The organism is Streptomyces vulcanius (genome assembly GCF_042653945.1).
Lineage (GTDB): Bacteria > Actinomycetota > Actinomycetes > Streptomycetales > Streptomycetaceae > Streptomyces > Streptomyces mangrovi.
In genome coordinates this window covers 467,704-488,495 of sequence record NZ_JBHSFK010000002.1, presented here as the reverse complement: position 1 = coordinate 488,495, position 20,792 = coordinate 467,704, and the positions used below count along the sequence as shown (strand labels likewise).

Here is a 20,792-nt window from a genome sequence, read left to right as displayed (position 1 = left end):
GGATCCCCCGCCCCCGGCGAACAGCCGGTGCCGGAGGGGTGACAACGGCCACCAGCCGTGCGAACGCCCGTGAACCTCAACCCACCCGGGTTGGAATCCCCCTCTTTTAAGAGGGGGAGGATGTCAAGCGCACCGGGTATCGCCAGGGGCACCCTGAGACTGATCCTCGCCGCCCAGGACCTGGCCGACCTCGCCCCCACCGCGGAACTCGTCGCTGCCGAACTTCTCACCAACTCCCACTGCCACACCAAGGGCCCGTACTCCCTCCGTGTCCTCTCCACCGACGCCGGCCGCCTACGGGTCGCCGTATGGGACACGGACCCGAGGGTCCCGCCCGGCTTCGGGGCAGAACCCGCACCCCCACCCGACCTCGACGCGGAGGGAGGCCGGGGCCTGCATCTCGTACGCGCGTGTGCGGACGACTGGGGAGTCGCGGTCCTGCGCGAGCTCGGCGCGTCGAAGGGCGGCAAGCTGCTGTGGGCGGACTGCGGGGGCGGGGCGGCGTGGTGAGTACGCGCTGCCCGGCCCGGTCGGCCCGCGCCATACTGGGAGAAGGAGCCATGCCCGTCCAGCAGGAGCAGACCATGAGCGCACAGCCTGAGCACGGCTCGGGAGCGATGCCCCTCCCGGAGATCCGCACCGTGGACGACCTGCGCAGTGCGCTCAGCCGCTATGGCTTCCCGGGGGATCGGGAGCGGTTCGAGGAGGAGCTGGCGGCTGCCCTAGGGGCAGCCCCTACGAACGACTTCGAGGGCGCCGCCGCCCTGGTACGGGCCTACCGGCACCGGATCCTGATCAGGAACTCGCCGGAGATCATGGCTGCTCTGGAGGACGCACACGGCGGAGGCGGCCGGACGTGAACGAAGTCCCGTTGGAGGAGGCCGAGTTCGCTCGGAAGGCGTTCGGTGACCTGGCGGACGGCGAGCGGGACGTCGTACGTGAGGCGCTCGCGTTGAGCCGTTCGGGCCGTCAGGCCGCGGACCGTACCGCCATCAGCAGGCCGCTTGCCCATGCCAGGCGGACGGAGCGGAAGTCCTGTCGGGCGTCCAGCTCGGCGAGGAGGCGCTGGACGGAGGCGTGATGGTCCTCCGGCCAGCCGGGCTGGGGGTCGAGGTCGTCGATGAGGTAGGTCCCGCCCGGTGCCACCAGGGCCAGTGCCTGGTCGAGGTGCGTGAACTTGCCCGGCCAGGTGTCCGCGAAGACGAGGTCGAACGGTTCGCCGTCGTAGGACTCCAGCCACGCGCCGCCGTCCCCGCACACGAAGGTCACCCGCGGGTCGGTGCCCAACTGCTGCCGGGCGACGGCCTGGACGGCGGTGTCGAGTTCGACGGTCACCAGGCGGGCGGCCTGGTCCATGCCGCTGAGGAGCCAGGCCGTGCCCTCGCCCACCCCGGTGCCGAGTTCGAGGATGCGCCCGCCGGGACGGGTGGCGGCGAACGCGGCCAGGAGACTGCCTGTGCGCTCCTCGCAGGACATGGCGAAGCCCGCGTCGTCGGCTGCGGCCCGCAGGGTGGGTAAGGCGTCCGGGAACCGGACCGGAGTGTCGTCCATCCGGGAATCATGCGAGCACCGGGTGGTGGGAAGCAACATCAATTACTCAGGCGGGTGGCCAGCTTCGCAGGGCCATGTCGGCCACCTGCTGGAGGTCGTCGCGGGTGGCGCCGCCGGCGGCTTGGACGGCGATGCCGTTCGCCACGGTCATGAGGTAGCGGGCGAGTAGTTCGGGATCGGCGTCGGGAGGGAGGTCGCCTTCGTCGATGGCTTGCCGGAACCGGTCGCGGAGGCGTGAGGTGTGCTCGTTGCGCCAGGTGGCGAGGGCGTCGCGGGCATGGCGTCCCGGGTCGCCGGCGGCGAGCGACCCCTGGACACCGAGGCAACCGGTGGGGCAGCCGGGGCTGGTGGTGGCCCGGACGGAGCCGTTGAGGAACGCGGTGGCCACCTGTCGGGCGGTCGGTTCCCGCAGGGCCCGGGCGCCGTACGAGGCGGGGCCCTCGGTGTAGCGCTCCAGGGCCTTGCGGAACAGGTCCTCCTTGTTGCCGAAGGCCGCGTACATGCTGGTGCGGGTGATGCCCATGGCGTTGGTCAGATCGGTGAGGCTGGCGCCTTCGTAGCCCTGTCCCCAGAAGACCCGCATGGCGTGGTCAAGGGCCTCGTCGGCGTCGAAACCCCTCGGCCGGCCGATCGGTGCCTTCTGTCGCCGCGTCTCCGTGCCATCGCGCGGGTCGTCAGTTGTGCCACCGGTCGTGCCCTCGGTCATGCCATCGGTCATGCGAGCGATCGTACCTCTTCCGTACTGATCGGTTCAGATGTGCTACGGTCCCGTTCCGTATCGATCAGTACCGATCGGTACCGAACTTTGTGGAGGTCATGACCATGGGGCAGCTTGAGGGTAAGACCGCCGTCGTCACCGGCGGCGGCACCGGGATCGGCCTGGCCGCCGCCGTTCGGCTGGCAGCCGAGGGGGCGCACGTGTTCATCACCGGCCGGCGCAAGACCGTGCTGGACGCGGCCGTCGAGGCCATCGGCCCGGCGAGCGCCACCGCGGTGGTGGGCGACATCTCCGACCTGGCCGACCTGGACCGGCTGTACGACACGGTCCGCGCCCGGGGCCGTGGTCTGGACGTGCTGTTCGCCAACGCCGGCACCGCGTCGTTCGCGACGCTGGAGCAGGTCACCGAGGAGCACTTCGAGGAGACCTTCGGAGTCAACGTCCGGGGCACGTTGTTCACGGTGCAGAAGGCGCTGCCGCTGCTGAACGACGGCGCGTCGGTGATCCTGAACTCCTCGGTGCGCGCCGATGACGGTGTCGCGGCCTTCGGCACCTACGCGGCCTCCAAAGCGGCGATACGGTCCTTCGCCCGGACCTGGGCCAACGAGCTCAAGGGCCGCGGTATCCGGGTCAACGCGATCTCCCCGGGCACCATCGACACTCCTGGACTCGACGCGGTGGCCGCGGGAGACACCCTCGCCAAGTCGCAGTTCGCCGCGGGTGTTCCACTGGGCCGGGTCGGGCACCCGGACGAGGTCGCCGAGGTGGTGGCCTTCCTGGCTTCCGGGCGGAGCGGCTTCATCCTCGGAGCCAATCTGTACGTCGACGGCGGCGAGAACCAGATCTGACCCGCGGGCGTCAACGAGCGGCGATCAGTTCCTCCCTCACCCAGTGGGCGACCTTGTCCGGATACGGCGCGGACAGGCCGAGGACGATGTGGGGGAAGCCGGCGTCGAGCGCCTCGGTGATCGCGGTGCGGGTGGTGGCCGGGTGGTCGTAGGAGACGGGGAGGTGGATCGAGCGGGTGATGGTGGCGGGGTCGCGGCCGATGTCGGCGCAGTGGCGGTCGAGGAGCGCGCTGCGGCGGACGCAGTCGTCGAGGTCGCCGCCGGGGATGTTCCAGAGGTCGGCGTGTTCGGCGACCACGCGCAGCGTCGCGGAGGAACGCCCGCCGATGAGGATCGGCGGATGGGGGCTGCGCTGGACCGGCTTGGGGCTGCCGAACGCGCCGGTGAGGTCGTGGTACGTGCCGTGGAAGTCGAAGGGTTCGGGCTCGGTCCACAGCCGGCGGATCACCGTGCACGCTTCGGCGAGGCTTCCCACGGCGTCCGCGGTGTCCTGGAAGGGCAGACCGTGGGCCGGGTACTCGCGCCGGGCCTGGGGAGGGTGGGGGCGGGAGCCGACGCCGATGCCGAAGTCGAGCCGTCCGTCGGAGACGATGTCGACGGTCGTGGCGATCTTGGCCAGCATCGCGGGCGGCCGGAAACGGTTGCTGGTGACGAGCAGGCCGAGGCGCAGCCGGCTGGTCCGGGCGGCGAGGGCCGAGAGCAGGGTCCAGCCCTCGTACGTCGGTCCGTCGGGGTCGCCGAAGATCGGCATCAGGTGGTCGAACAGCCACGCGTGCTCGATCTCCGGGACCGTGTCCGCCTCCTCCCAGACCCGCAGGATGTCGTGGTAGCCGACCTGGGTGGGGGCGGTCATGATGCCGAATCGGGGGTGCCGTGGATGTGCCATGGAGTGGTGTTCCCTCACGGTCGGCGGCGTCGCAGTGACGGGTCGAGCAGGGCGGGCGGGGTGTCGAACTTCTCGTCCGGGGCCAGGTCGGTGCCGGGTGCGACGATCCCGTCGATCGCGTCGAGTACGTCGGCGGGAAGCACGGTGTCGGCGGCAGCGAGCTGCGCGCGCAGGTGGTCCGGGGTGCGGGGGCCGATGAGTGCGCTGGTCACGGCGGGGTGCGCGGTCACGAAACCGAGCGCGAGCTGGATCAGCGTCAGACCGGCCTCGTCGGCGACCTTCGCCAGCTGCTCGACGGCGTCGAGGCGCAGCCGGTTGGCGGGGAGGGCGGTGTCGAAGCGCTGCGGCATGAGCGTGGAGCGGCTGGTGGTGATCTCGCGGCCCGCGCGGACCGCGCCCGACAGCCAGCCCGAGGCCAGCGGGCTCCACACCAGCACCCCGAGCCCGTACTGCTCGGTCACGGGCAGGACGTGGGTCTCGACGCCGCGTTGCAGGATCGAGTAGCTGGGCTGTTCGGTGACGTAACGGCTCAAGTGGTGCTCACGGGCGGCCCATTCGGCCTGCACGATGCGGTGGGCGGGGAAGGTCGAGCAGCCGAAGTAGCGGATCTTTCCCGCGCGTTGCAGGTCGGTCAGTGCCGACAGGGTCTCCTCGTCGTCGGTGCTCGGGTCCCAGCGGTGGATCTGGTAGAGGTCGACGTGGTCGACGCCGAGCCGGCGCAGGCTGTTGTCCAGCTCGGTGACCAGCCAACGGCGTGAACTGCCCCGGTGGTTGCGCTCGTCGCCCATCGGCATGCCGGCCTTCGTGGCCAGCACGATGTCGTCGCGGCGGCCGGCGATGGCCTTGCCGACCATCTCCTCCGACTGGCCGTCGCTGTACATGTCGGCGGTGTCGATGAGGTTGATCCCGGCATCGAGCGCGGCGTCGACGAGGGCGGTGGCCTCGTCCTGGGTGGTGCGCCCGATCGCGCCGAAGTTCATCGCGCCGAGCGCGAGGGAGCTGACCTGTACTCCGGTACGGCCCAGGGTGCGGTACTGCATGACTGTGTCTCCTCCGTGCCGGCGCCCCGAAGAAACGGGACGTCGTTCCGTTTGATGTCCCGGACGATACGGAACGCTGTCCCGTTTAGCAAGGGTGGCTGGTAGGCAGGCCGATAAGGTGGACCGTGGAGGGAGTGACGTGATGAAGGACAGTGACCGTGATGTCGTCGCGCAGCCGGCCAGGCCCCGACGGGCGGACGCCCGGCGCAACGAGGAGACCCTGCTCGACGCCGCCGCCGCGGTCTTCGTCGCGTCGGGTGTGGAGGCGCCGGTGCGCGACATCGCGGCCGAGGCCGGTGTCGGTACGGCCACGATCTACCGGCACTTCCCGACGCGGGCGGACCTGATCATCGCCGTCTACCGGCACCAGGTCGAAGCCTGCGCGTCGGCGGGGCCGGCCCTGCTGGCGGCCGGCCCGACCCCTTCCGCGGCGCTGGCGCGCTGGATCGACCTCTTCGTCGACTTCCTGGTCACCAAGCACGGGCTCGCCGCCGTGCTCCAGTCCGACAACACCGGCTTCGACACCCTGCACGCCTACTTCATCGACCGGCTCGTACCCGTGTGCACCGAGTTGCTCGAAGCCTCGGCCGCCGCCGGCGAGATCCGCTCCGACATCGGCGCCCTCGAACTCATGCGAGGCGTCGGCAACCTCTGCATCGGCGCGGAGAACAACCCCGCCTACGACGCCCGCCGCCTGGTCGAACTCCTCATCACGGGCCTGCGCGGGGCGCGTTAGCCCTGGCGGGCGGGTGTGGCGGACCCGACGGCGAGGGCGAGCGCGTGCACGTCAGAGCCCGCCGCCGCCCGTGACGTAGCGGGTCAGCATGGTGACGAGTTCGTTCTCCAGGCGGGTGACGTCGATGGGGTCGGGCTCGGCGATGAGGTGATGGACGACCAACTCGACCGTGGAGACCATCAGCCGGGCGGCGACGTATGTGTCCTCGACCCGGGCCTGCGGGTGGTTCTCGAGCAACTCCTGGCAGTAGGCGAGGTGTTCCTGCCCGTGGCGGGCGGCCTTCTCCAGGAGTTCGGGGGAGCGGGGGGCCTGCTCGAACATGATCCGGAGCAGGTGCGGGTCGTCGCGGTGGTTCTCGATCGCGGCGCGTACGTGCCCGCGGAGGATGTCGCCCAATGAGTCGGGGCGTTCCTCGGCGAGGCGGCGCTTCCAGTCGGCCATTCCGGCGTCCAGATGCCGGGTCAGCAGCTCGACGAGGATCGCATCCTTGTTCGGGTAGTACTGGTAGAGGGAACCGATCGAGATCCGGGCCTGTTCGGCGATCCGGTTGGTGGTGCCGGCGGCGTACCCGTACTCGCCGAAAACGTGAGCAGCGGCGGTGAGGATGCGCTGCCGGGTGAGCTCCGCCCGCACCTGCCGTGGCTGTTTACGTGGCTTGAGTCTGCGCTGCCCCGCCGTCATCCGACCTCCCGCGCGGCGCCTCGAAAGCGAGTAGCGCACGAACTGAGTAATTGCTCACAATAGTGCCATGAGCTGCGGTGGAGCTGCGATGAGACCCCATCACGCGCCTTGGTTCCGGCCGCCTCCGCCCCGATGCCCCCGACGACCCCGACGACCCCCACGACTCCAAGGAGCCTTCGCGATGACGACGACGTATGCCGGCACCCGTCCGCGACGCATGCCGCCGGACGAGGTCCGGGCCCGGCTCGGGGAGCCCGAGCCCATGATCAAGGGCAAGGTCATCGACCGTATCGACAAGCACTTCCGCCGCTTCATCGCGCACTCGCCGTTCCTGGCCATGGCCACCGCGGACGCGGCGGGGCGCGCCGACTGCTCACCCCGTGGCGACTACCCGGGGTTCGTGAAGGTCCTCGACGACCGCACGATCGCGATCCCCGACCGGCCCGGCAACAAGATCGCCGACTCCTTCCGCAACCTCGCCGAGAACGACGGGATCGGGCTGGTCTTCCTCATCCCCGGCCTGCGGGAGACGCTGCGGGTCAACGGCCGGGGCTATCCCACCGACGAACCCGACGTCCTCGCCCGGATGCGGACCGAGGCCAGGACACCCGAGTTGGCGATCGTCGTGGAGGTGGCGGAGGCGTACGGCCACTGCGGCCGCGCGATCGTCAGGTCCCGGCTGTGGGACCCCGCGAGCCAGGCCCTCGCCGGTGAACTCCCGTCGCCCGGTGAGATGTTCGCCGATCAGCTGGGGCTCGACATCTCCCCTGACGTGCTGAACAGCGCGCTCGAAGACGGCTACCGGAAGCTCTACTGATGACACAGCGGACCGTCGTCGACCGTATCGACCCGATCGCCGAGGGCGTCGTCTCCGTCGTCCTGCGCGGCACCACCGGCACGGCCGGTACCGCCGGCGCCCGGCTGGCGCCCTGGGAACCGGGCGCGCACATCGATCTCACGCTGCCGAACTGGCTGACCCGGCAGTACTCGCTGTGCGGCGACCCGGCCGACCGGGAGTCGTACCGCATCGCCGTGCGGTACGACCCGCTCAGCCGGGGCGGTTCGGAGTACGTCCACCGGTTCCTGCGCCAGGGCCGCACCGTCGAGGTGTCGTTGCCGCGCAACCACTTCCCGCTCCAGCCCGCCCCGGAGTACCTGTTCCTCGCCGGCGGGATCGGCATCACCCCCCTTCTGCCCATGCTGCGGGCGGCCACCGCGGCCGGCATCCCGGCCACGCTCGTCTACGTGGGGCGTTCGGCCGCGACCATGCCCTTCCTCGACGAACTGCGCACGCGGTACGGCGACCGGGTACGGGTCGTCGCCGCGCGCCGGCACGGCAGGCCGGACCTCACCGCGCTGGCCGCACACGCCCCCGGCACCCTCGTCTACTGCTGCGGCCCCGCCCCGATGGTCGCCGCGGCCGAGGCCGTGTTCCCCGCCGAACGGCTGCGCACCGAGCGCTTCCAGCCCGTGACCAGGACGTTCGGCCCGGACACGGAGTTCGAGGCGGTGTGCGCGCGGTCCGGGCGGACGGTCCGGGTACCGGCCGAGGAGTCGCTCCTCGACGCCCTCACCCACGCCGGACACCCGGTGCCGTCCGGCTGCCGCGAAGGCGTCTGCGGCAGCTGCGAACTCACCGTCCTCGACGGCGAACCCGACCACCGCGACGACATCGGCGCCCCCACGGGCCGGATGTACGCGTGTGTGTCCCGAGCACGGTCGCCACGGCTCGTCCTCGACCTCTGAACCTCTGACCTCTGACCTCTGACTTCTGAACCTCTGACCTCTGACAGACGAAGAAGGGCTGACGATCTCCATGCTGCCCAAGGTGCGCTCGCCCGAGACCCGGCGGATGATCACCCTCGAGGTCTCCCGGACCACCCGGGTGACACCCGGCTTCGCGACGGTCACGCTCTCCGGCCGGGAACTGGAGCACCTGACCCCCATGGGCTTCGACCAGGCCGTACGGCTGTTCTTCCCCCGTGAGGGACAGGACGCGCTGCGGATGCCCAGCTTCTCCAACGAGGCATGGATGGCGGAGCTGTTGCTGACACCGAAGGCCCGCAGGCCGTGGGTCCGCAACTTCACCATCCGGCGGGCCCGGCCCGAAGTCGGCGAGGTGGACATCGAGTTCGCCCTGCACGGCGACGGCCCGGCCTCCGCCTGGGCGCGGCGCGTCCGCCCCGGAGACCCGGCCGGCATCTTCGACATGGGCGTGAGCTACCTGCCTCCCGCTCACGCCGAGTGGCAACTCCTCGTCGGGGACGACAGCGCCGTACCGGCGATCCTGGCCATCCTCGAAGACGCCCCCGCCTCGCTGGTCGCGGAGGTCTACCTCGAAGTCCCGGGGCCCGAGGACTTCCGCACCGACCTCACCGCTCCCGAGGGCGTCCGAGTGCACTGGCTGGCCCGGACCGGCGAAGCGAACCGCAGCGCCGCCGCCCCCCGGCCCGGCCGGCTCGCGCTCGAAGCCGTCCGTGCCTCGCCCCTGCGACCGGGCCGGTTCTACACCTGGGTCGCCGGGGAGTCGGGACTGGCCACCGGCCTGCGCCGTCATCTGGTGCACGACCGCGCCGTACCCAAGGCGGACATCGCGTTCATCGGCTACTGGCGGCACGGCCGATCGAGCCCGGGCTGATCCACCGCCCGCGAGTCTCCGGTGTGTGCCACGTCTCATCCGCGGGCTGTCACAGCAGAGGGGTGGCCGGTGTCTTGATGCCGAGTCCACGACATGGGGAGAGCTGATGAGCGGGAACGCCGAGCGCGGTGGTTGCTGGCGGCGGGTACGGGGGCGTGACGGCGGGCAGGCAGCCTGGCTCGGCGCGATGGTGTGCCGGTGACCGTGGTCGATCCGCGTCCCGAGAATGACACGGCCGAGGGCCTCGGGGGCATCACAGGAGAATCAAGATGAACGCATGGAACCGCGTCCTCTGGCTGCTGGCAGCCGCCGCCGCGGTAGTGGGCGTCACCGTGCCGCTGACCGGGACACATGTCACGCTGCCGATGCTGCTGCTGTCGGTCCCGTTCGCGCTGATCCACGGGGTGCGGAGGTACGGGTGGCGGACGCTGCTGTTCTTTCTGATCGTGACCCTGGTGGTGGGCAACTTCTTCGAGAACCTCAGCGTTTCCACCGGGTTCCCGTTCGGCCACTACCACTACACGGGCCATCCGCAGCTGATTCATGTGCCCATCGAGATCGGACCGATCTACTTCGGTCTGGGCTACATCTGCTGGCAGGTGGCCAACACCTTGCTCGACGAGGCGGACAGCCGTCTGGGCGGCTCGTCCGGGTCGGTCGCCGGCCGGGTCGAGGTGGTGGCGCTGCCGATGCTGGCCGCGGCACTGATGACCATGTTCGACCTCGGCGTCGACTCGATCGCCTCCACCGTGAAGGGGCTCTGGGTCTGGGAACGTGGGGGCGGGGTGTTCGGGGTGCCGTACACCAACTTTCTGGGCTGGTGGTTTGTCACCTATGTCTTCTTCCAGATCTTCGCGCTGTATTTGGTGAAGCGTCAGTCGGCGTCGACCTCGGCGTCGGCGTCGGTGCGCATCGGGGGGCGGGGGGTGTTGGCGCAGAACGTGCTCTTCTACGGGGCGCTGGGGCTGAGCTCTGTTCCCTACTTCATCGGCGCCTCCGGTGACATGGTCAAGGACGGGGCCTCGGTCGGCTGGAGCGGGCATGCGATCAACGAGACGATGATGACGATCAACCTGTTCGGCATGGTGTTCGCTGCGTTTCTTGCCGTGGTCAAGCTGGCTCGCAACGACCTGGCCCTCCGACGCTGATTCCGACTGACGCAGAACGGCCGCCGATCGGCTTTCCGGCGGCCGTTCGCGGTGTCTTCCGGCGAATGCGGCGAGTCCCTCTTCCGCCGCGACGGTGCGTCGGCTCTCCCCATCCGATGTGCGCCACGTCTCATCCGCGGGCCGTCACACCGGAAGCGTGGCCGGTGTCTGAATGCCGAGTCCAACTACAAGGGAGACATGATGAACGGGAACGTCGAGGTGGTCGTGATCGGCGGCGGGTACGGGGGTGTGACGGCCGCCAACAGCCTGGCGCGGCGCGACGGTGTGTCGGTGACCGTGGTCAATCCGCGTCCCGACTTCGTCGAGCGGATCCGACTGCACCAGCTCGTGACCGGCTCCGACGACGCGGTCGAGGGCTTCGAGAGGGTCATGGGCAAAAACGTCCGGCTGGTGGTCGACACCGCGACCCGGATCGACGCTGCCGAGCGCCAGGTGTCGCTGGCGGGCGGTGGCACGGTCTCCTACGACTACCTCGTCTACGCGGTGGGCAGCGGCGCCGCCGATCCCGGCGTGCCCGGAGCGGCGGAGTTCGCCCATTCGGTGTCGGACCTCGAGGGGGCGGAACGACTGCGGTCGGCGCTGGACGCGACGCCCGCGTCGGCTCCGGTGACCGTGGTCGGGGCCGGCCCGACCGGCCTGGAGACCGCCGCCGAGCTGGCGGAAGCGGGCCGCAAGGTCACCCTGGTCTGCGGCAAGGTGCTCGGCCCCTCCCTGCATGCCCGAGTCCGCCGCCCGGTCGCCCGCCGGCTCGCCAAGCTGGGTGTGACCGTCCACGAAGGACCCGGTACGAAGGTGGCGGAAGTGACGGCGGACGGCGTACGGCTCGACGACGGCCGCGAACTGCCCAGCGCGGTGACGATCTGGACCGCGGGATTCCATATCCCGGACCTGGCCGCCCGCAGCGGGCTGCGCACCGACGCCGAAGGCCGTCTGGTCACCGACACGACGCTGACCAGTGTGGACGACGAGCGCATCGTCGCCGCTGGGGACGCGGGAGTGATGCCGGACCACCCGTTCCGGCTGAGCTGCCAGGCCGCCACACAGCTGGGCCCGGCGGCCGCCGCCACGATCCTGCGCCGGATCGCGGGGAAGAAGGCCGCTCCCGTCCGGATGTTCTTCGCCGGGCAGTGCCTCAGCCTCGGCCGGAAGGGGGGCGTCACCCAGTTCTCCTACCCGAACGACAAGGTGAACGCGCTCAGCATCAGCGGGCGGACCGGTGCCGGCGTCAAGGAGATCGCCTGTGTGTTCACCCTCAACAAGTTGGTGTCCGGGGCACGCAAGGCCAGTTCCCGCGCATCCCACGGCGACAGCACCGACCGCCCGGATGCGCCGCAGCCGGAACACGGCACGACGCCGTCCAGCACCCGCCCCGCGGCCTAGCCAGGACCGAGCCGGAGCGACAAGCACGAGAGAGCGAAGCGCACGACATGGACAACCACGTCACCGACCCCGCGACGGAGGCCTTCGTCGCCCACCGAGACCTGCTGTTCACCGTCGCCTACGAGATGCTCGGATCGGCGGCCGACGCCGAGGACGTCCTCCAGGAGGCCTGGCTGCGATGGGTCGACGTCGATCTGGAGCAGGTGCGGGACCAGCGCGCCTACCTGGTACGGATCACGACCCGGCAAGCGCTCAACCGGCTGCGCACCCTGAAACGGCGCAAGGAGGCCTACGTCGGCCCCTGGCTGCCCGAGCCCCTGCTCACCGCAGCGGATGTGGCCGAGGACGTCGAACTGTCCGAGAACCTGTCGCTGGCCCTCATGTTCATCCTCGAAACCCTCTCACCGACCGAACGCGCCGTCTTCGTGCTGCGCGAGGTCTTCGACTTCGGCTACGACGAGATCGCGGCCGCGATCGACAAGAGCCCCGCCGCCGCACGCCAGATCGCCTACCGCGCCCGCCAGCATGTCGACGCCCGCCGACCGCGCACACCGGCTTCCCCGGAAGAAGCCCGGGAAGCGTTGGATTCGTTCCGGCGCGCGCTCGTGACCGGGGACCTGCAGGGGCTGCTCGACGTACTCGCCCCGGACGTCGTCTTCGTCAGCGACGGCGGCGGCCTCAGGCTGGCGGCTCTGCGACCGGTCGTCGGCTCCGACAAGGTGCTCCGTTACATGGCCGGCAGCATCGACAAGGCCGGCGGCACCCTCATCGGTGAGACCACGATGATCAACGGCAACCCCGGACTCGTCCTGCGCCTGGACGGCGTGATCGACGGTGTGCTGGCCTTCCGCGTGGAGAACGCCCGCGTCACGGGCCTCTACTACGTCCGCAACCCCGAAAAGCTCACCCGCGTCGAGTCCGAAACCCCCCTCACCTCCCGCTGACCAGGGGCGGGCGGCCGGAAGGGGAGGATTCCTTCCGGCCGCCCGTGGCTGCTTCGCTGTCAGATTGCCGGACTGCCGAACCAGCGGCCGGCGGCCCGCCCGAACGCTTCGGGGTCGGGGGCGTGATCGCTTGCCCAGGCGACTGTGCCGTCCGGTCGGACCAGCAGGGCGCTCAGGCCGAGGTCGTTTCTCGCCGGGCCGGCCATGTACCGTATGCGGCGTTCCCAGCCCATGGCCGGACCGTGGAGGGACCGGTCGGTGCTGAAGTCGAGGGCGACGCCCTGTCCGTCGTGCATCAGGTCGCCGAGGCGGGTGCCGTCCCGGAGACGGAGGTCGGGGGCGTTGCGGCCGGTCAGCGGGTGTTCGCCGATCAGGTCGTGGCCGAGGTCGTAGCGGGTCGAGGATCCCGTCAGCCTGTTGAAGACGTAGGTCGTTCCGTCGCGGGTGCTGACCAGGTCGCGGATCACTGCCCGGACCGCCTGGGCGTGCGGGTCCGGGTTCATGGCGGCCACCTGGGCGCGCGACCAGTCGAGTACCTGGGCGCCGATCGGATGGCGCTCGCGGGTGTAGGCGTCAAGAAGTCCGTCCGGCGCGTGCCCGCGCACGGTCGCCGCGAGCTTCCATCCGAGGTTCATGGCGTCGCCGATGCCGAGGTTGAGTCCCTGCCCTCCCAGGGGGGAGTGGATGTGGGCGGCGTCGCCCGCGAGCAGGACGCGTCCGCGCCGGTAGGTCGTCGTCTGCATCGCCCGGTCGGTGAAGGTGGAGGCGAGGTGGACGTCGTTCAGCGTCACGTCGGTGCCGGAGACGCGGCGCAGGACCGTCTGGAGATGGTCGAGGGTCGGCTCCTGCGAGCGGTCGAAGGCGCCGCCGTCGAAGTCCATCATGCCGACGTGTCCTTCGGCGCGCGTGCGGAGGTACATGCCGGTCGGGGTCGCGTTGAACCAGGGGCGCAGTTTCTCGGGATCGGCGATGTCGGCGTGCATGGTGTAGCCGGTGAACTGCGGCTGGGTGCCGGTGAAGTCGAAGCCCGCGAGGCCGCGCACCGCGCTGCGTCCGCCGTCGCAGCCGACGAGCCAGTGCGCCGGGTAGTCGTGCTCGCCGGCATGGGCGACCACGCCGTGGTCGTCCTGGGTGAGGGCGGAGACCGTGACGCCGTGTCTGATGTCCACGCCGAGTTCGGATGCCCGCTGGGACAGCACGGCCTCGACCGTTTCGAGGCTGGTCATCACGTTGTCGGGTGCCGGGGTGGGGAGCCGGAAGGGCAGGGCGGCGATGTCGACCATGGCGGGGTCGAGCATGATCCCGGCGAAGTGGCCCGCCTGACGAGGGGGTGCGGGTTCGTCCGTCTCGGGGTGAGTGTCGGGATCGTCGTGGACGCCCGACGCCTTCAGCAGCGGGTGCAGCATGCCGCGGCGGTAGAAGGCCTCGACCGACGCGGCCGAAAGGCCCCGCACTCCGAGCGGGTGCGCCTTCCACGGGGAGCGGGGCTCCGGATCCCGTTCGAGGACCAGGACGGAGCAGCCCGCGAGGCCGAGTTCGCAGGCGAGGAACAGACCGACCGGGCCGGCGCCCACGATCACTGCGTCATGCATGAGAGGTCTCCTGACCGTGGTCTTCGTTGAACGCGCTGATCAGGCCGTGGGGTGTGTCGTCGCCGTAGAGCCACTCGTGGAGTCGGGTGCCTTCGGTGGCGGCTTCGGCGCCTCGGGGGAACATGGCCCGCTCGTACTCGGAGAGGGCGGCTTCGACGTCGTCGGGGTGTGTGGCGAGGGCCTTGCCGAGTTCGGCGGCGTCGTACATGGCCAGGTTGGCGCCTTCGCCGTTCGGGATCGAGAGGTGGGCGGCGTCGCCGAGCAGGGTCACCCCCGGCACGCGGTCCCAACGGTGCCCGATGGGCAGGGCGTGGAGGGTGCGCAGGACCGGCGGGGTGGCGCTGTCGGTGATCAGCGCGGTGAGCTCGGGTGCCCAGCCGTCGAACTCCTGGGCGATCCGGGCGGTGGTCGCGGCGGCATCGGTGAAGTCGATGCCGGCGAACCAGTCCTGCGGCTCGGTGAGCATCACATAGGTGTGCAGGGTGTCGCCCCGCTCCCGGTGAGCCAGGATCGCCTTTCCCGGCGTGAGCGCGAACATCGAGCCGCCGCCGACCGCCTTCGCGGTGGCAGGGTGCCGGGTGTCGCTGTCGAGGAGGTAGGTCTCGACGGCCGCCATGCCGGTGTACTCGGGGGTGGCGGCGGAGAGCAGCGGCCGGACCCGGGACCACGCGCCGTCCGCGCCGACCAGCAGGCTCGTGGTGACGGTGGTGCCGTCGGCGAAGGTCACCTCGTGGCGGCCCTCGCCGAGGGCACGGGTACCGCTGACCTTGTGGTCCCACCGGACGGTGCCGGCCGGGAGCGAGTCGAGCAGGATCCGCCGCAGTTCGCCGCGCTGCACCTCGGGGCGTCCGCCCGTGCCGTCGTCGGGCTGGTCCAGCAGGACGGTGCCGTCCGGGTCGAGGATCCGCATCGCCTGGCGGCCCTCCAGGATCAGGCCGCGGAACTCGTCCATCAGGCCCGCCGCATCAAGGGCGAGCTGCCCGTTGTAGTCGTGGATGTCGAGCATCCCGCCCTGCGCGCGAGCCGTCGGTGAGGCCTCCGCCTCGTAGACCGTGGCCGGGATGCCGCGGATGTGCAGGACGCGTGCGAGGGTCAGTCCCCCGAGCCCGGCGCCGATGATGGTGACGTCAGTGGTCATGGTGTTCCTTGCGCGTCGTACGCCTGCCGGATGGACACCCGGCGGGATCTGCACAAAGACTCCGGACCCCCACCGACAAGCCGCCTACACGTCGCCGACGCCGGACCGACAGCCCCGACAGCCGACCGACAGCGCGACTCCGCCGCCCGGTCACCCCAGGTGTCACGCGCGGCGTTCCGCCGCGTGCCTCCGCGAGTCGACGCGCCGATGATGGGGTTCGAGACGGCACGAGACAGTCGGGTCGGCCCCGTCCCAGCAGGCGCCAGGACAACGTCAGCACGGGGTCGGGGTGCTCACCCCCGCCCCAGGAACACCGGATTCGTGAGTGCCGCCAGTGGCCCCGGCAGGGGCGGGGCGGCGGCCGCGTGGCGTACCTCCGCCCGTACGTAGGCCGCGTACGCGGGGGTTGTGTGCCACTCCGCCACCCCCGCGCCCGACTCCGGCAGGGGGCCGCTCGTGAAGAGGACGCCCTCGTCGGTGACGAAGCGGACCGTGCAGCCGGGGGCGCCGGTGACGGACAGGCGGACGGTCACCGGGGTGTCCGCGTCCACCGCCAACCGCTCGCCGATTCCGGCCTGTCGGCCCTTGCCGCCGGTCGCCGTGAAGGCCAGGGAGACCGCGCTGGACTCGGCGAGGTAGGAGCGGCCCGCGCGGATCCCGGACTGGACGGCCTCCCGGGTGAGGTCGTCGGCCAGGACGACGGTCTGCGGGAGGCCCACGACGTCCGGGTCGCGGTGGGCGTCGCTGTTGCCCATCGCGGGAAGCCACTCCCCGCGTCCGCCCCGCACGGCCGCCACCAGCGTCGCGTCCCAGGAGGCCAGCGCCACCTCGTCGTCGGGGGTGTAGGGGCCGTTCCAGACCTCCACCGCGTCCGCCTCCCCGAAGCCGAACTTCCAGGCGCACCCGATGCAGGTGGCGTGCGGGTGGGCCGGGACGACCAGGCCGCCGGTGCGGCGGATCCGGCGCGCGAAGCGGCCGAAGCGGTCGTCGCGGGCCCGGTAGCGCCAGTCGACGAAGGTTCCCGGGTCGGTGCCGATCGCCAGGACGTGGCCGTTGCGGGTCGTGATCTCCTCGCCCAGCAGGATCAGGAGGTCGTCCCCGGCCACGTCCGCCCACGCCCCGTGCCCCGCGTGGGTGTTGTGCTCCGAGGTGTTGATGAAGTCCAGGCCCGCCGCGCGGGCCAGCGCCGCGATCTCGGCGGGGGTGCGGCGGCCGTCGGAGTACCAGGAGTGGAGGTGGCAGTCGCCCCGGTACCAGGCCCGGCCCCGGCCACGGGCACGCGAAGGCGGGTACACCGGCCGTGCCGTGCGGCCGGGCTCGCCGTAGGTCAGGGTCACCGTGATCTCGTACGTCAGACCCTGCGGCGCCACCGTGTAGGGGCCGAGCGCGATGTGCCAGGTGCCGGGGCGGACCGGCCCGGCGACATAGCCCGGCGTCGCCTCGTCCGCCCGGACGAAGAACTCCGTGCGGGCGCCTCCCGACCAGCCCCGGAAGCCCTCGCCGCCCAGCTCCGTGCCCCGCTCGTCGAAGAGGCCGATGTCGAGGGCGTTGCCGGCGGTGCCGGCCGGGACGGACGGCCGGGAGTAGGTGTAGGAGACCTTCAGCTCCCTCACCCCGGCGGGGACTTCCACCGGGACGTACACGAAGTCCGGTGAGCCGGTCGGCAGGGTGCCCCCCACCGTCCTCGTCTCCTGCTCCCCGTCGGCCGCCGCGGCGAAGCTCACGCTTCCCACGGTCAGCGCGGTGGCGGCTCCGGTGACTAACAGAGCCCTGCGTGCGATGCCGTCCTCACCCATGTCTCTCCCTCTCGGTTCCGAGCTGTTCCGACCGGTCGGTATGGACACCGACGCCTTCTCCCGATACAGATGAACCCGCACAGGTGAAGCCGTACAGATGAACCCGTACAGATGAACCGGCAGAGATGAACACAGAGGAACCGGCACCGAAAGGCCCGCTATGCGCATCGCCGTCACGATCTTCCTCACCGACGAGACGATCACCCCCACCCGCCTCGCCCATGAGCTGGAGCAGCGAGGGTTCGCGGGCCTGTACCTGCCCGAGCACACCCACATCCCGGTCGAGCGGATCACGCCCTACCCCGCCGGCGGCGAACTGCCGCGCGAGTACGGCCGTACCCTCGACCCCTTCGTCGCCCTCGGCCAGGCCGCCGCGGTGACGGAGCGCCTCGGTCTCGGCACCGGGATCACCCTCGTCGCCCAGCACGACCCGATCGACCTCGCCAAGCAGATCGCGACCCTGGACCATCTCTCCGGCGGCCGGTTCACCCTCGGCCTCGGCTTCGGCTGGAACGTGGAGGAGGCCGCCGACCACGGGGTGGAGTGGCGTACGCGACGGGAACTCGTCCGGGAGCGGATGGGGCTCATGCGGGCGCTGTGGAGCGAGGAACCGACCGGCTACGAGGGGGAGTTCGGGTCCGTCCAGGCAAGCTCCGCCCATCCCAAGCCGGCCCAGAAGCCGCGCGGGCCGGTGGTCGGGCCGCGCACGCTCCTCGGCGGGGGCGCCGGGCCGAAGCTGTTCTCCCACGTCTGCGAGTACGCCGACGGCTGGCTGCCGATCGGCGGGCGCGGCCTGTCGGAGTCCCTGCCGGTGCTGCGGGCGGCCTGGGCAGACGCGGGCCGGGATCCGCAGGCGCTGGAGGTCGTCCCGTACGCCGTCCAGCCGTCGGCGGGCAAGCTCGCGCACTACGCGGACCTCGGCATCGAGGAGGCCGTGGTGCAGCTCCCGCCGGCCGGGGAGGCCGAGGTGCTGCGGGTACTCGACGACCTCGCCCGTTTCCAGTAGAACCCGCAGTCGGGGACGAATCGGACGCCCCCATCGTCCCTGACCAGCCCGAACGTATGCTCAAAGAATGACGACTTCCGCGACCTCCGGAACCGGGCCGACCGAGAACTCCATGCGTCGCGCCCTCAAACGCGCCCGGGACGGCGTCGCCCTCGACGTCGGCGAGGCGTCGGTGCTGCTCCAGGCGCGCGGTGAGGCCCTCGACGACCTCACCGCGTCCGCCGCCCGGGTGCGGGACGCGGGCCTGGAGGCGGCCGGCCGGCCCGGTGTCATCACGTACTCGAAGAGCGTTTTCATCCCCCTGACCCGTCTGTGCCGCGACAAGTGCCACTACTGCACGTTCGTCACCGTGCCGGGCAAGCTGCGCCGCGCGGGCCACGGGATGTTCATGTCCCCCGACGAGGTCCTGGACGTCGCCCGCAAGGGCGCCGCCCTCGGCTGCAAGGAAGCCCTCATCACCCTCGGCGACAAGCCGGAGGACCGCTGGCCGGAGGCGCGCGAGTGGCTCGACGCGCACGGCTACGACGACACGATCGCCTATGTCCGCGCGATCTCCATCCGCATCCTGGAGGAGACGGGGCTGCTGCCCCACCTGAACCCAGGGGTGATGTCCTGGACGGACTTCCAGCGGCTCAAGCCCGTCGCGCCCAGCATGGGCATGATGCTGGAGACGACCGCCACCCGTCTGTGGTCGGAGCCCCAAGGCCCCCACTACGGCTCCCCGGACAAGGAGCCCGCCGTACGGCTGCGGGTCCTGGAGGACGCGGGCCGGTCGTCCGTCCCCTTCACCTCGGGCATCCTCATCGGCATCGGCGAGACGTACGAGGAGCGCGCGGAGTCGCTGTTCGCGCTGCGGAAGGTCTCCCGCGCCTACCACGGCGTCCAGGAGCTGATCATCCAGAACTTCCGCGCCAAGCCGGACACCGCGATGCGCGGCATGCCGGACGCGGAGCTGGACGAACTGGTCGCCGCCGTAGCCGTAGCCCGGCACATCCTCGGCCCCTCCGCCAACCTCCAGGCCCCGCCCAACCTCGTCGACAGCGAGTACGAGCGGCTGATCGGCGCCGGGATCGACGACTGGGGCGGGGTCTCCCCGCTCACCATCGACCACGTGAACCCCGAGCGCCCCTGGCCGCAGATCGAGGAGCTGACCGAGCGGTCCCGGGCCGCCGGGTTCGAGCTGAGGGAACGTCTCTGCGTGTACCCGGAGTTCGTCACCCGCGGTGAGCCCTGGCTGGACCCGCGGCTGCTGCCGCACGTGCGGGCGCTCGCCGACCCCGGGACCGGCCTCGCCGTGCCGGACGCCGTCGTCGAGGGGCGGCCCTGGCAGGAGCCGGAGGAGGTGTTCGTCCCGTCCGGCCGTACGGATCTGCATGTCTCGATCGACACCGAAGGCCGCACGTCCGACCGCCGCGACGACTTCGACGAGGTGTACGGCGACTGGGCCGCCCTGCGCGAGGCCGCCGCCCCCGGCATGGTCCCCGAGCGCATCGACACCGACGTACGCGAGGCCCTGCGCACGGCGGCCGACGACCCCACCCGGCTCACCGACGCCGAGGCCCTCGCCCTCCTCCACGCGGACGGCCCGGCCCTGGACGCGCTCACCCGGATCGCGGACGACGTGCGCCGGGCGGCGGTCGGCGACGACGTGACGTACATCGTCACCCGGAACATCAACTTCACCAACGTCTGCTACACCGGCTGCCGGTTCTGCGCCTTCGCGCAGCGCCGCACGGACGCGGACGCGTACACGCTCTCGCTGGACCAGGTCGCCGACCGCGCCCAACAGGCGTGGGAGCTGGGCGCGGTGGAGGTCTGTATGCAGGGCGGCATCCATCCCGACCTGCCCGGGACGGCGTACTTCGACATCGCGAAGGCGGTGAAGGCCCGCGTCCCCGGGATGCATGTGCACGCCTTCTCGCCGATGGAGGTCGTCAACGGCGCGACCCGCACCGGCATGTCGATCCGGGAGTGGCTGAGCGCGGCTAAGGAGGCCGGCCTCGGCTCCATCCCCGGCACGGCGGCCGAGATCCTCGACGACGAGGTCCGCTGGGTCCTGACCAAGGGCAAGCTGCCGACGGCGACCTGGATCGAGGTCGTCACCACCGCGCACGAACTCGGCATCCGGTCGAGCTCGACCATGATGTACGGCCATGTCGACCAGCCCCGTCACTGGCTCGGGCACCTGCGGACGCTGGCCCGCATCCAGCAACAGACCGGCGGCTTCACGGAGTTCGTGACCCTTCCCTTCATCCACACCAACGCGCCCGTCTACCTCGCGGGCATCTCCCGTCCCGGTCCGACGATGCGCGACAACCGGGCCGTCACGGCGATGGCTCGCCTCCTCCTCCACCCGCACATCCCCAACATCCAGACCAGCTGGGTGAAGCTGGGCACGGAGGGCGCGGCGGAGATGCTCCGCTCGGGCGCGAACGACCTGGGCGGGACACTGATGGAGGAGACCATCTCCCGTATGGCGGGCTCCAGTTACGGCTCCTACAAGTCCGTCAGGGACCTGATCGCGGTGGCGGAGACGGCGGGCCGTCCGGCGCGGCCGCGCACTACGCTCTACGGCGAGGTACCTCAGGAGCGGCAGCGTGCCGCGGAGGCCTCGGACGGCCACCTGCCGGAGCTTCTGCCGGTGCTTGAGTGAGTACGATGATCCGACC

The 20,792-nt window shown here is 71.1% G+C and carries 20 protein-coding genes; 12 read left to right on the top strand and 8 right to left on the bottom strand.

The features are described from left to right. Window positions 1-120: 120 nt before the first annotated feature. Window positions 121-510, top strand: a complete 390-nt coding sequence (locus tag ACFPIH_RS04750) for an ATP-binding protein (RefSeq protein ID WP_381168467.1) — start codon at window positions 121-123, stop codon at window positions 508-510. A 74-nt stretch (window positions 511-584) separates the two neighbouring features. Further along, on the top strand, window positions 585-860 hold the full coding sequence (locus ACFPIH_RS04745; protein WP_381168465.1) for a hypothetical protein: 276 nt from the start codon (window positions 585-587) through the stop codon (window positions 858-860). Window positions 861-969: 109 nt separating this feature from the next. On the opposite strand, the gene ACFPIH_RS04740 is transcribed toward ACFPIH_RS04745, so the two are convergent. Together ACFPIH_RS04740 and ACFPIH_RS04735 are read right to left on the bottom strand one after the other, a co-directional pair. Next, window positions 970-1,551 carry an O-methyltransferase gene (locus ACFPIH_RS04740; RefSeq protein WP_381168463.1) on the bottom strand — a complete coding sequence of 194 codons (582 nt, stop codon included), beginning with the start codon at window positions 1,549-1,551 and terminating at the stop codon, window positions 970-972. Window positions 1,552-1,597: 46 nt separating this feature from the next. Beyond that, window positions 1,598-2,257, bottom strand: coding sequence for a TetR/AcrR family transcriptional regulator (locus ACFPIH_RS04735; protein WP_381168509.1), 660 nt, complete (start codon window positions 2,255-2,257; stop codon window positions 1,598-1,600). 116 nt (window positions 2,258-2,373) lie between these two features. Between ACFPIH_RS04735 and ACFPIH_RS04730 the strand changes: the two genes are divergently transcribed. Then, on the top strand, window positions 2,374-3,117 hold the full coding sequence (locus ACFPIH_RS04730; RefSeq protein ID WP_381168461.1) for an SDR family NAD(P)-dependent oxidoreductase: 744 nt from the start codon (window positions 2,374-2,376) through the stop codon (window positions 3,115-3,117). 10 nt (window positions 3,118-3,127) lie between these two features. Here ACFPIH_RS04730 and ACFPIH_RS04725 read toward each other — a convergent pair whose 3' ends face one another. Then, window positions 3,128-4,003, bottom strand: coding sequence for an LLM class flavin-dependent oxidoreductase (locus ACFPIH_RS04725; protein WP_381168459.1), 876 nt, complete (start codon window positions 4,001-4,003; stop codon window positions 3,128-3,130). A gap of 14 nt (window positions 4,004-4,017) precedes the next feature. After that, window positions 4,018-5,043, bottom strand: coding sequence for an aldo/keto reductase (locus tag ACFPIH_RS04720; protein WP_381168457.1), 1,026 nt, complete (start codon window positions 5,041-5,043; stop codon window positions 4,018-4,020). A gap of 142 nt (window positions 5,044-5,185) precedes the next feature. On the opposite strand from ACFPIH_RS04720, the gene ACFPIH_RS04715 reads away from it, so the two are divergent. After that, window positions 5,186-5,779, top strand: a complete 594-nt coding sequence (locus tag ACFPIH_RS04715) for a TetR/AcrR family transcriptional regulator (RefSeq protein ID WP_381168455.1) — start codon at window positions 5,186-5,188, stop codon at window positions 5,777-5,779. Between the two features lie 51 nt (window positions 5,780-5,830). Here ACFPIH_RS04715 and ACFPIH_RS04710 read toward each other — a convergent pair whose 3' ends face one another. After that, a complete protein-coding gene (locus tag ACFPIH_RS04710; protein ID WP_381168454.1) occupies window positions 5,831-6,460 on the bottom strand; it encodes a TetR/AcrR family transcriptional regulator in 630 nt (209 codons plus the stop codon). Between the two features lie 181 nt (window positions 6,461-6,641). Between ACFPIH_RS04710 and ACFPIH_RS04705 the strand changes: the two genes are divergently transcribed. From ACFPIH_RS04705 to ACFPIH_RS04680, 6 genes are all read left to right on the top strand, one after another. Next, window positions 6,642-7,277 carry an MSMEG_1061 family FMN-dependent PPOX-type flavoprotein gene (locus tag ACFPIH_RS04705; protein ID WP_381168452.1) on the top strand — a complete coding sequence of 212 codons (636 nt, stop codon included), beginning with the start codon at window positions 6,642-6,644 and terminating at the stop codon, window positions 7,275-7,277. Further along, on the top strand, window positions 7,277-8,206 hold the full coding sequence (locus tag ACFPIH_RS04700; RefSeq protein ID WP_381168450.1) for a PDR/VanB family oxidoreductase: 930 nt from the start codon (window positions 7,277-7,279) through the stop codon (window positions 8,204-8,206). The genes ACFPIH_RS04705 and ACFPIH_RS04700 overlap by 1 nt, the downstream gene beginning before the upstream one ends. Before the next feature lie 70 nt (window positions 8,207-8,276). After that, on the top strand, window positions 8,277-9,098 hold the full coding sequence (locus tag ACFPIH_RS04695; RefSeq protein WP_381168448.1) for a siderophore-interacting protein: 822 nt from the start codon (window positions 8,277-8,279) through the stop codon (window positions 9,096-9,098). A gap of 269 nt (window positions 9,099-9,367) precedes the next feature. Further along, entirely contained in the window at window positions 9,368-10,246 is an 879-nt protein-coding gene (locus tag ACFPIH_RS04690; protein ID WP_381168446.1) for a carotenoid biosynthesis protein, read from the top strand. A 201-nt stretch (window positions 10,247-10,447) separates the two neighbouring features. Then, complete coding sequence (locus ACFPIH_RS04685) at window positions 10,448-11,647, top strand: NAD(P)/FAD-dependent oxidoreductase (RefSeq protein ID WP_381168507.1); 1,200 nt, start codon at window positions 10,448-10,450, stop codon at window positions 11,645-11,647. A 47-nt stretch (window positions 11,648-11,694) separates the two neighbouring features. Then, window positions 11,695-12,591 carry an RNA polymerase sigma-70 factor gene (locus tag ACFPIH_RS04680; RefSeq protein WP_381168444.1) on the top strand — a complete coding sequence of 299 codons (897 nt, stop codon included), beginning with the start codon at window positions 11,695-11,697 and terminating at the stop codon, window positions 12,589-12,591. Between the two features lie 59 nt (window positions 12,592-12,650). Here ACFPIH_RS04680 and ACFPIH_RS04675 read toward each other — a convergent pair whose 3' ends face one another. The 3 genes from ACFPIH_RS04675 to ACFPIH_RS04665 form a co-directional block, all read right to left on the bottom strand. Beyond that, the gene (locus ACFPIH_RS04675) at window positions 12,651-14,183 is read right to left on the bottom strand and encodes an FAD-dependent monooxygenase (protein ID WP_381168442.1); all 1,533 of its coding nucleotides are present in this window, start codon (window positions 14,181-14,183) and stop codon (window positions 12,651-12,653) included. Then, window positions 14,176-15,321: an FAD-dependent oxidoreductase gene (locus tag ACFPIH_RS04670; protein ID WP_381168440.1), complete on the bottom strand. Its 1,146-nt coding sequence runs from the start codon at window positions 15,319-15,321 to the stop codon at window positions 14,176-14,178. The genes ACFPIH_RS04675 and ACFPIH_RS04670 overlap by 8 nt, the downstream gene beginning before the upstream one ends. A 293-nt stretch (window positions 15,322-15,614) precedes the next feature. Continuing rightward, window positions 15,615-17,117: a CehA/McbA family metallohydrolase gene (locus ACFPIH_RS04665; protein WP_381168438.1), complete on the bottom strand. Its 1,503-nt coding sequence runs from the start codon at window positions 17,115-17,117 to the stop codon at window positions 15,615-15,617. Between the two features lie 160 nt (window positions 17,118-17,277). Here ACFPIH_RS04665 and ACFPIH_RS04660 point away from each other — a divergent pair, with 160 nt between their 5' ends. Next, window positions 17,278-18,123 carry an LLM class F420-dependent oxidoreductase gene (locus ACFPIH_RS04660; RefSeq protein WP_381168436.1) on the top strand — a complete coding sequence of 282 codons (846 nt, stop codon included), beginning with the start codon at window positions 17,278-17,280 and terminating at the stop codon, window positions 18,121-18,123. Window positions 18,124-18,190: 67 nt separating this feature from the next. After that, window positions 18,191-20,776 (top strand): bifunctional FO biosynthesis protein CofGH, encoded by a 2,586-nt coding sequence (locus tag ACFPIH_RS04655; RefSeq protein WP_381168434.1) that lies wholly within the window; start codon window positions 18,191-18,193, stop codon window positions 20,774-20,776. Window positions 20,777-20,792 lie beyond the last annotated feature (16 nt).

Excerpts from the sequence above, each read along its gene's own strand:
- ACFPIH_RS04750 (WP_381168467.1), top strand. The coding sequence starts at position 121 with ATGTCAAGCGCACCGGGTATCGCCAGGGGCACCCTGAGACTGATCCTC.
- ACFPIH_RS04745 (WP_381168465.1), top strand. The coding sequence starts at position 585 with ATGAGCGCACAGCCTGAGCACGGCTCGGGAGCGATGCCCCTCCCGGAG.
- ACFPIH_RS04740 (WP_381168463.1), bottom strand. The coding sequence starts at position 1,551 with ATGGACGACACTCCGGTCCGGTTCCCGGACGCCTTACCCACCCTGCGG.
- ACFPIH_RS04735 (WP_381168509.1), bottom strand. The coding sequence starts at position 2,257 with ATGACCGAGGGCACGACCGGTGGCACAACTGACGACCCGCGCGATGGC.
- ACFPIH_RS04730 (WP_381168461.1), top strand. The coding sequence starts at position 2,374 with ATGGGGCAGCTTGAGGGTAAGACCGCCGTCGTCACCGGCGGCGGCACC.
- ACFPIH_RS04725 (WP_381168459.1), bottom strand. The coding sequence starts at position 4,003 with ATGGCACATCCACGGCACCCCCGATTCGGCATCATGACCGCCCCCACC.
- ACFPIH_RS04720 (WP_381168457.1), bottom strand. The coding sequence starts at position 5,043 with ATGCAGTACCGCACCCTGGGCCGTACCGGAGTACAGGTCAGCTCCCTC.
- ACFPIH_RS04715 (WP_381168455.1), top strand. The coding sequence starts at position 5,186 with ATGAAGGACAGTGACCGTGATGTCGTCGCGCAGCCGGCCAGGCCCCGA.
- ACFPIH_RS04710 (WP_381168454.1), bottom strand. The coding sequence starts at position 6,460 with ATGACGGCGGGGCAGCGCAGACTCAAGCCACGTAAACAGCCACGGCAG.
- ACFPIH_RS04705 (WP_381168452.1), top strand. The coding sequence starts at position 6,642 with ATGACGACGACGTATGCCGGCACCCGTCCGCGACGCATGCCGCCGGAC.
- ACFPIH_RS04700 (WP_381168450.1), top strand. The coding sequence starts at position 7,277 with ATGACACAGCGGACCGTCGTCGACCGTATCGACCCGATCGCCGAGGGC.
- ACFPIH_RS04695 (WP_381168448.1), top strand. The coding sequence starts at position 8,277 with ATGCTGCCCAAGGTGCGCTCGCCCGAGACCCGGCGGATGATCACCCTC.
- ACFPIH_RS04690 (WP_381168446.1), top strand. The coding sequence starts at position 9,368 with ATGAACGCATGGAACCGCGTCCTCTGGCTGCTGGCAGCCGCCGCCGCG.
- ACFPIH_RS04685 (WP_381168507.1), top strand. The coding sequence starts at position 10,448 with ATGAACGGGAACGTCGAGGTGGTCGTGATCGGCGGCGGGTACGGGGGT.
- ACFPIH_RS04680 (WP_381168444.1), top strand. The coding sequence starts at position 11,695 with ATGGACAACCACGTCACCGACCCCGCGACGGAGGCCTTCGTCGCCCAC.
- ACFPIH_RS04675 (WP_381168442.1), bottom strand. The coding sequence starts at position 14,183 with ATGCATGACGCAGTGATCGTGGGCGCCGGCCCGGTCGGTCTGTTCCTC.
- ACFPIH_RS04670 (WP_381168440.1), bottom strand. The coding sequence starts at position 15,321 with ATGACCACTGACGTCACCATCATCGGCGCCGGGCTCGGGGGACTGACC.
- ACFPIH_RS04665 (WP_381168438.1), bottom strand. The coding sequence starts at position 17,117 with ATGGGTGAGGACGGCATCGCACGCAGGGCTCTGTTAGTCACCGGAGCC.
- ACFPIH_RS04660 (WP_381168436.1), top strand. The coding sequence starts at position 17,278 with ATGCGCATCGCCGTCACGATCTTCCTCACCGACGAGACGATCACCCCC.
- ACFPIH_RS04655 (WP_381168434.1), top strand. The coding sequence starts at position 18,191 with ATGACGACTTCCGCGACCTCCGGAACCGGGCCGACCGAGAACTCCATG.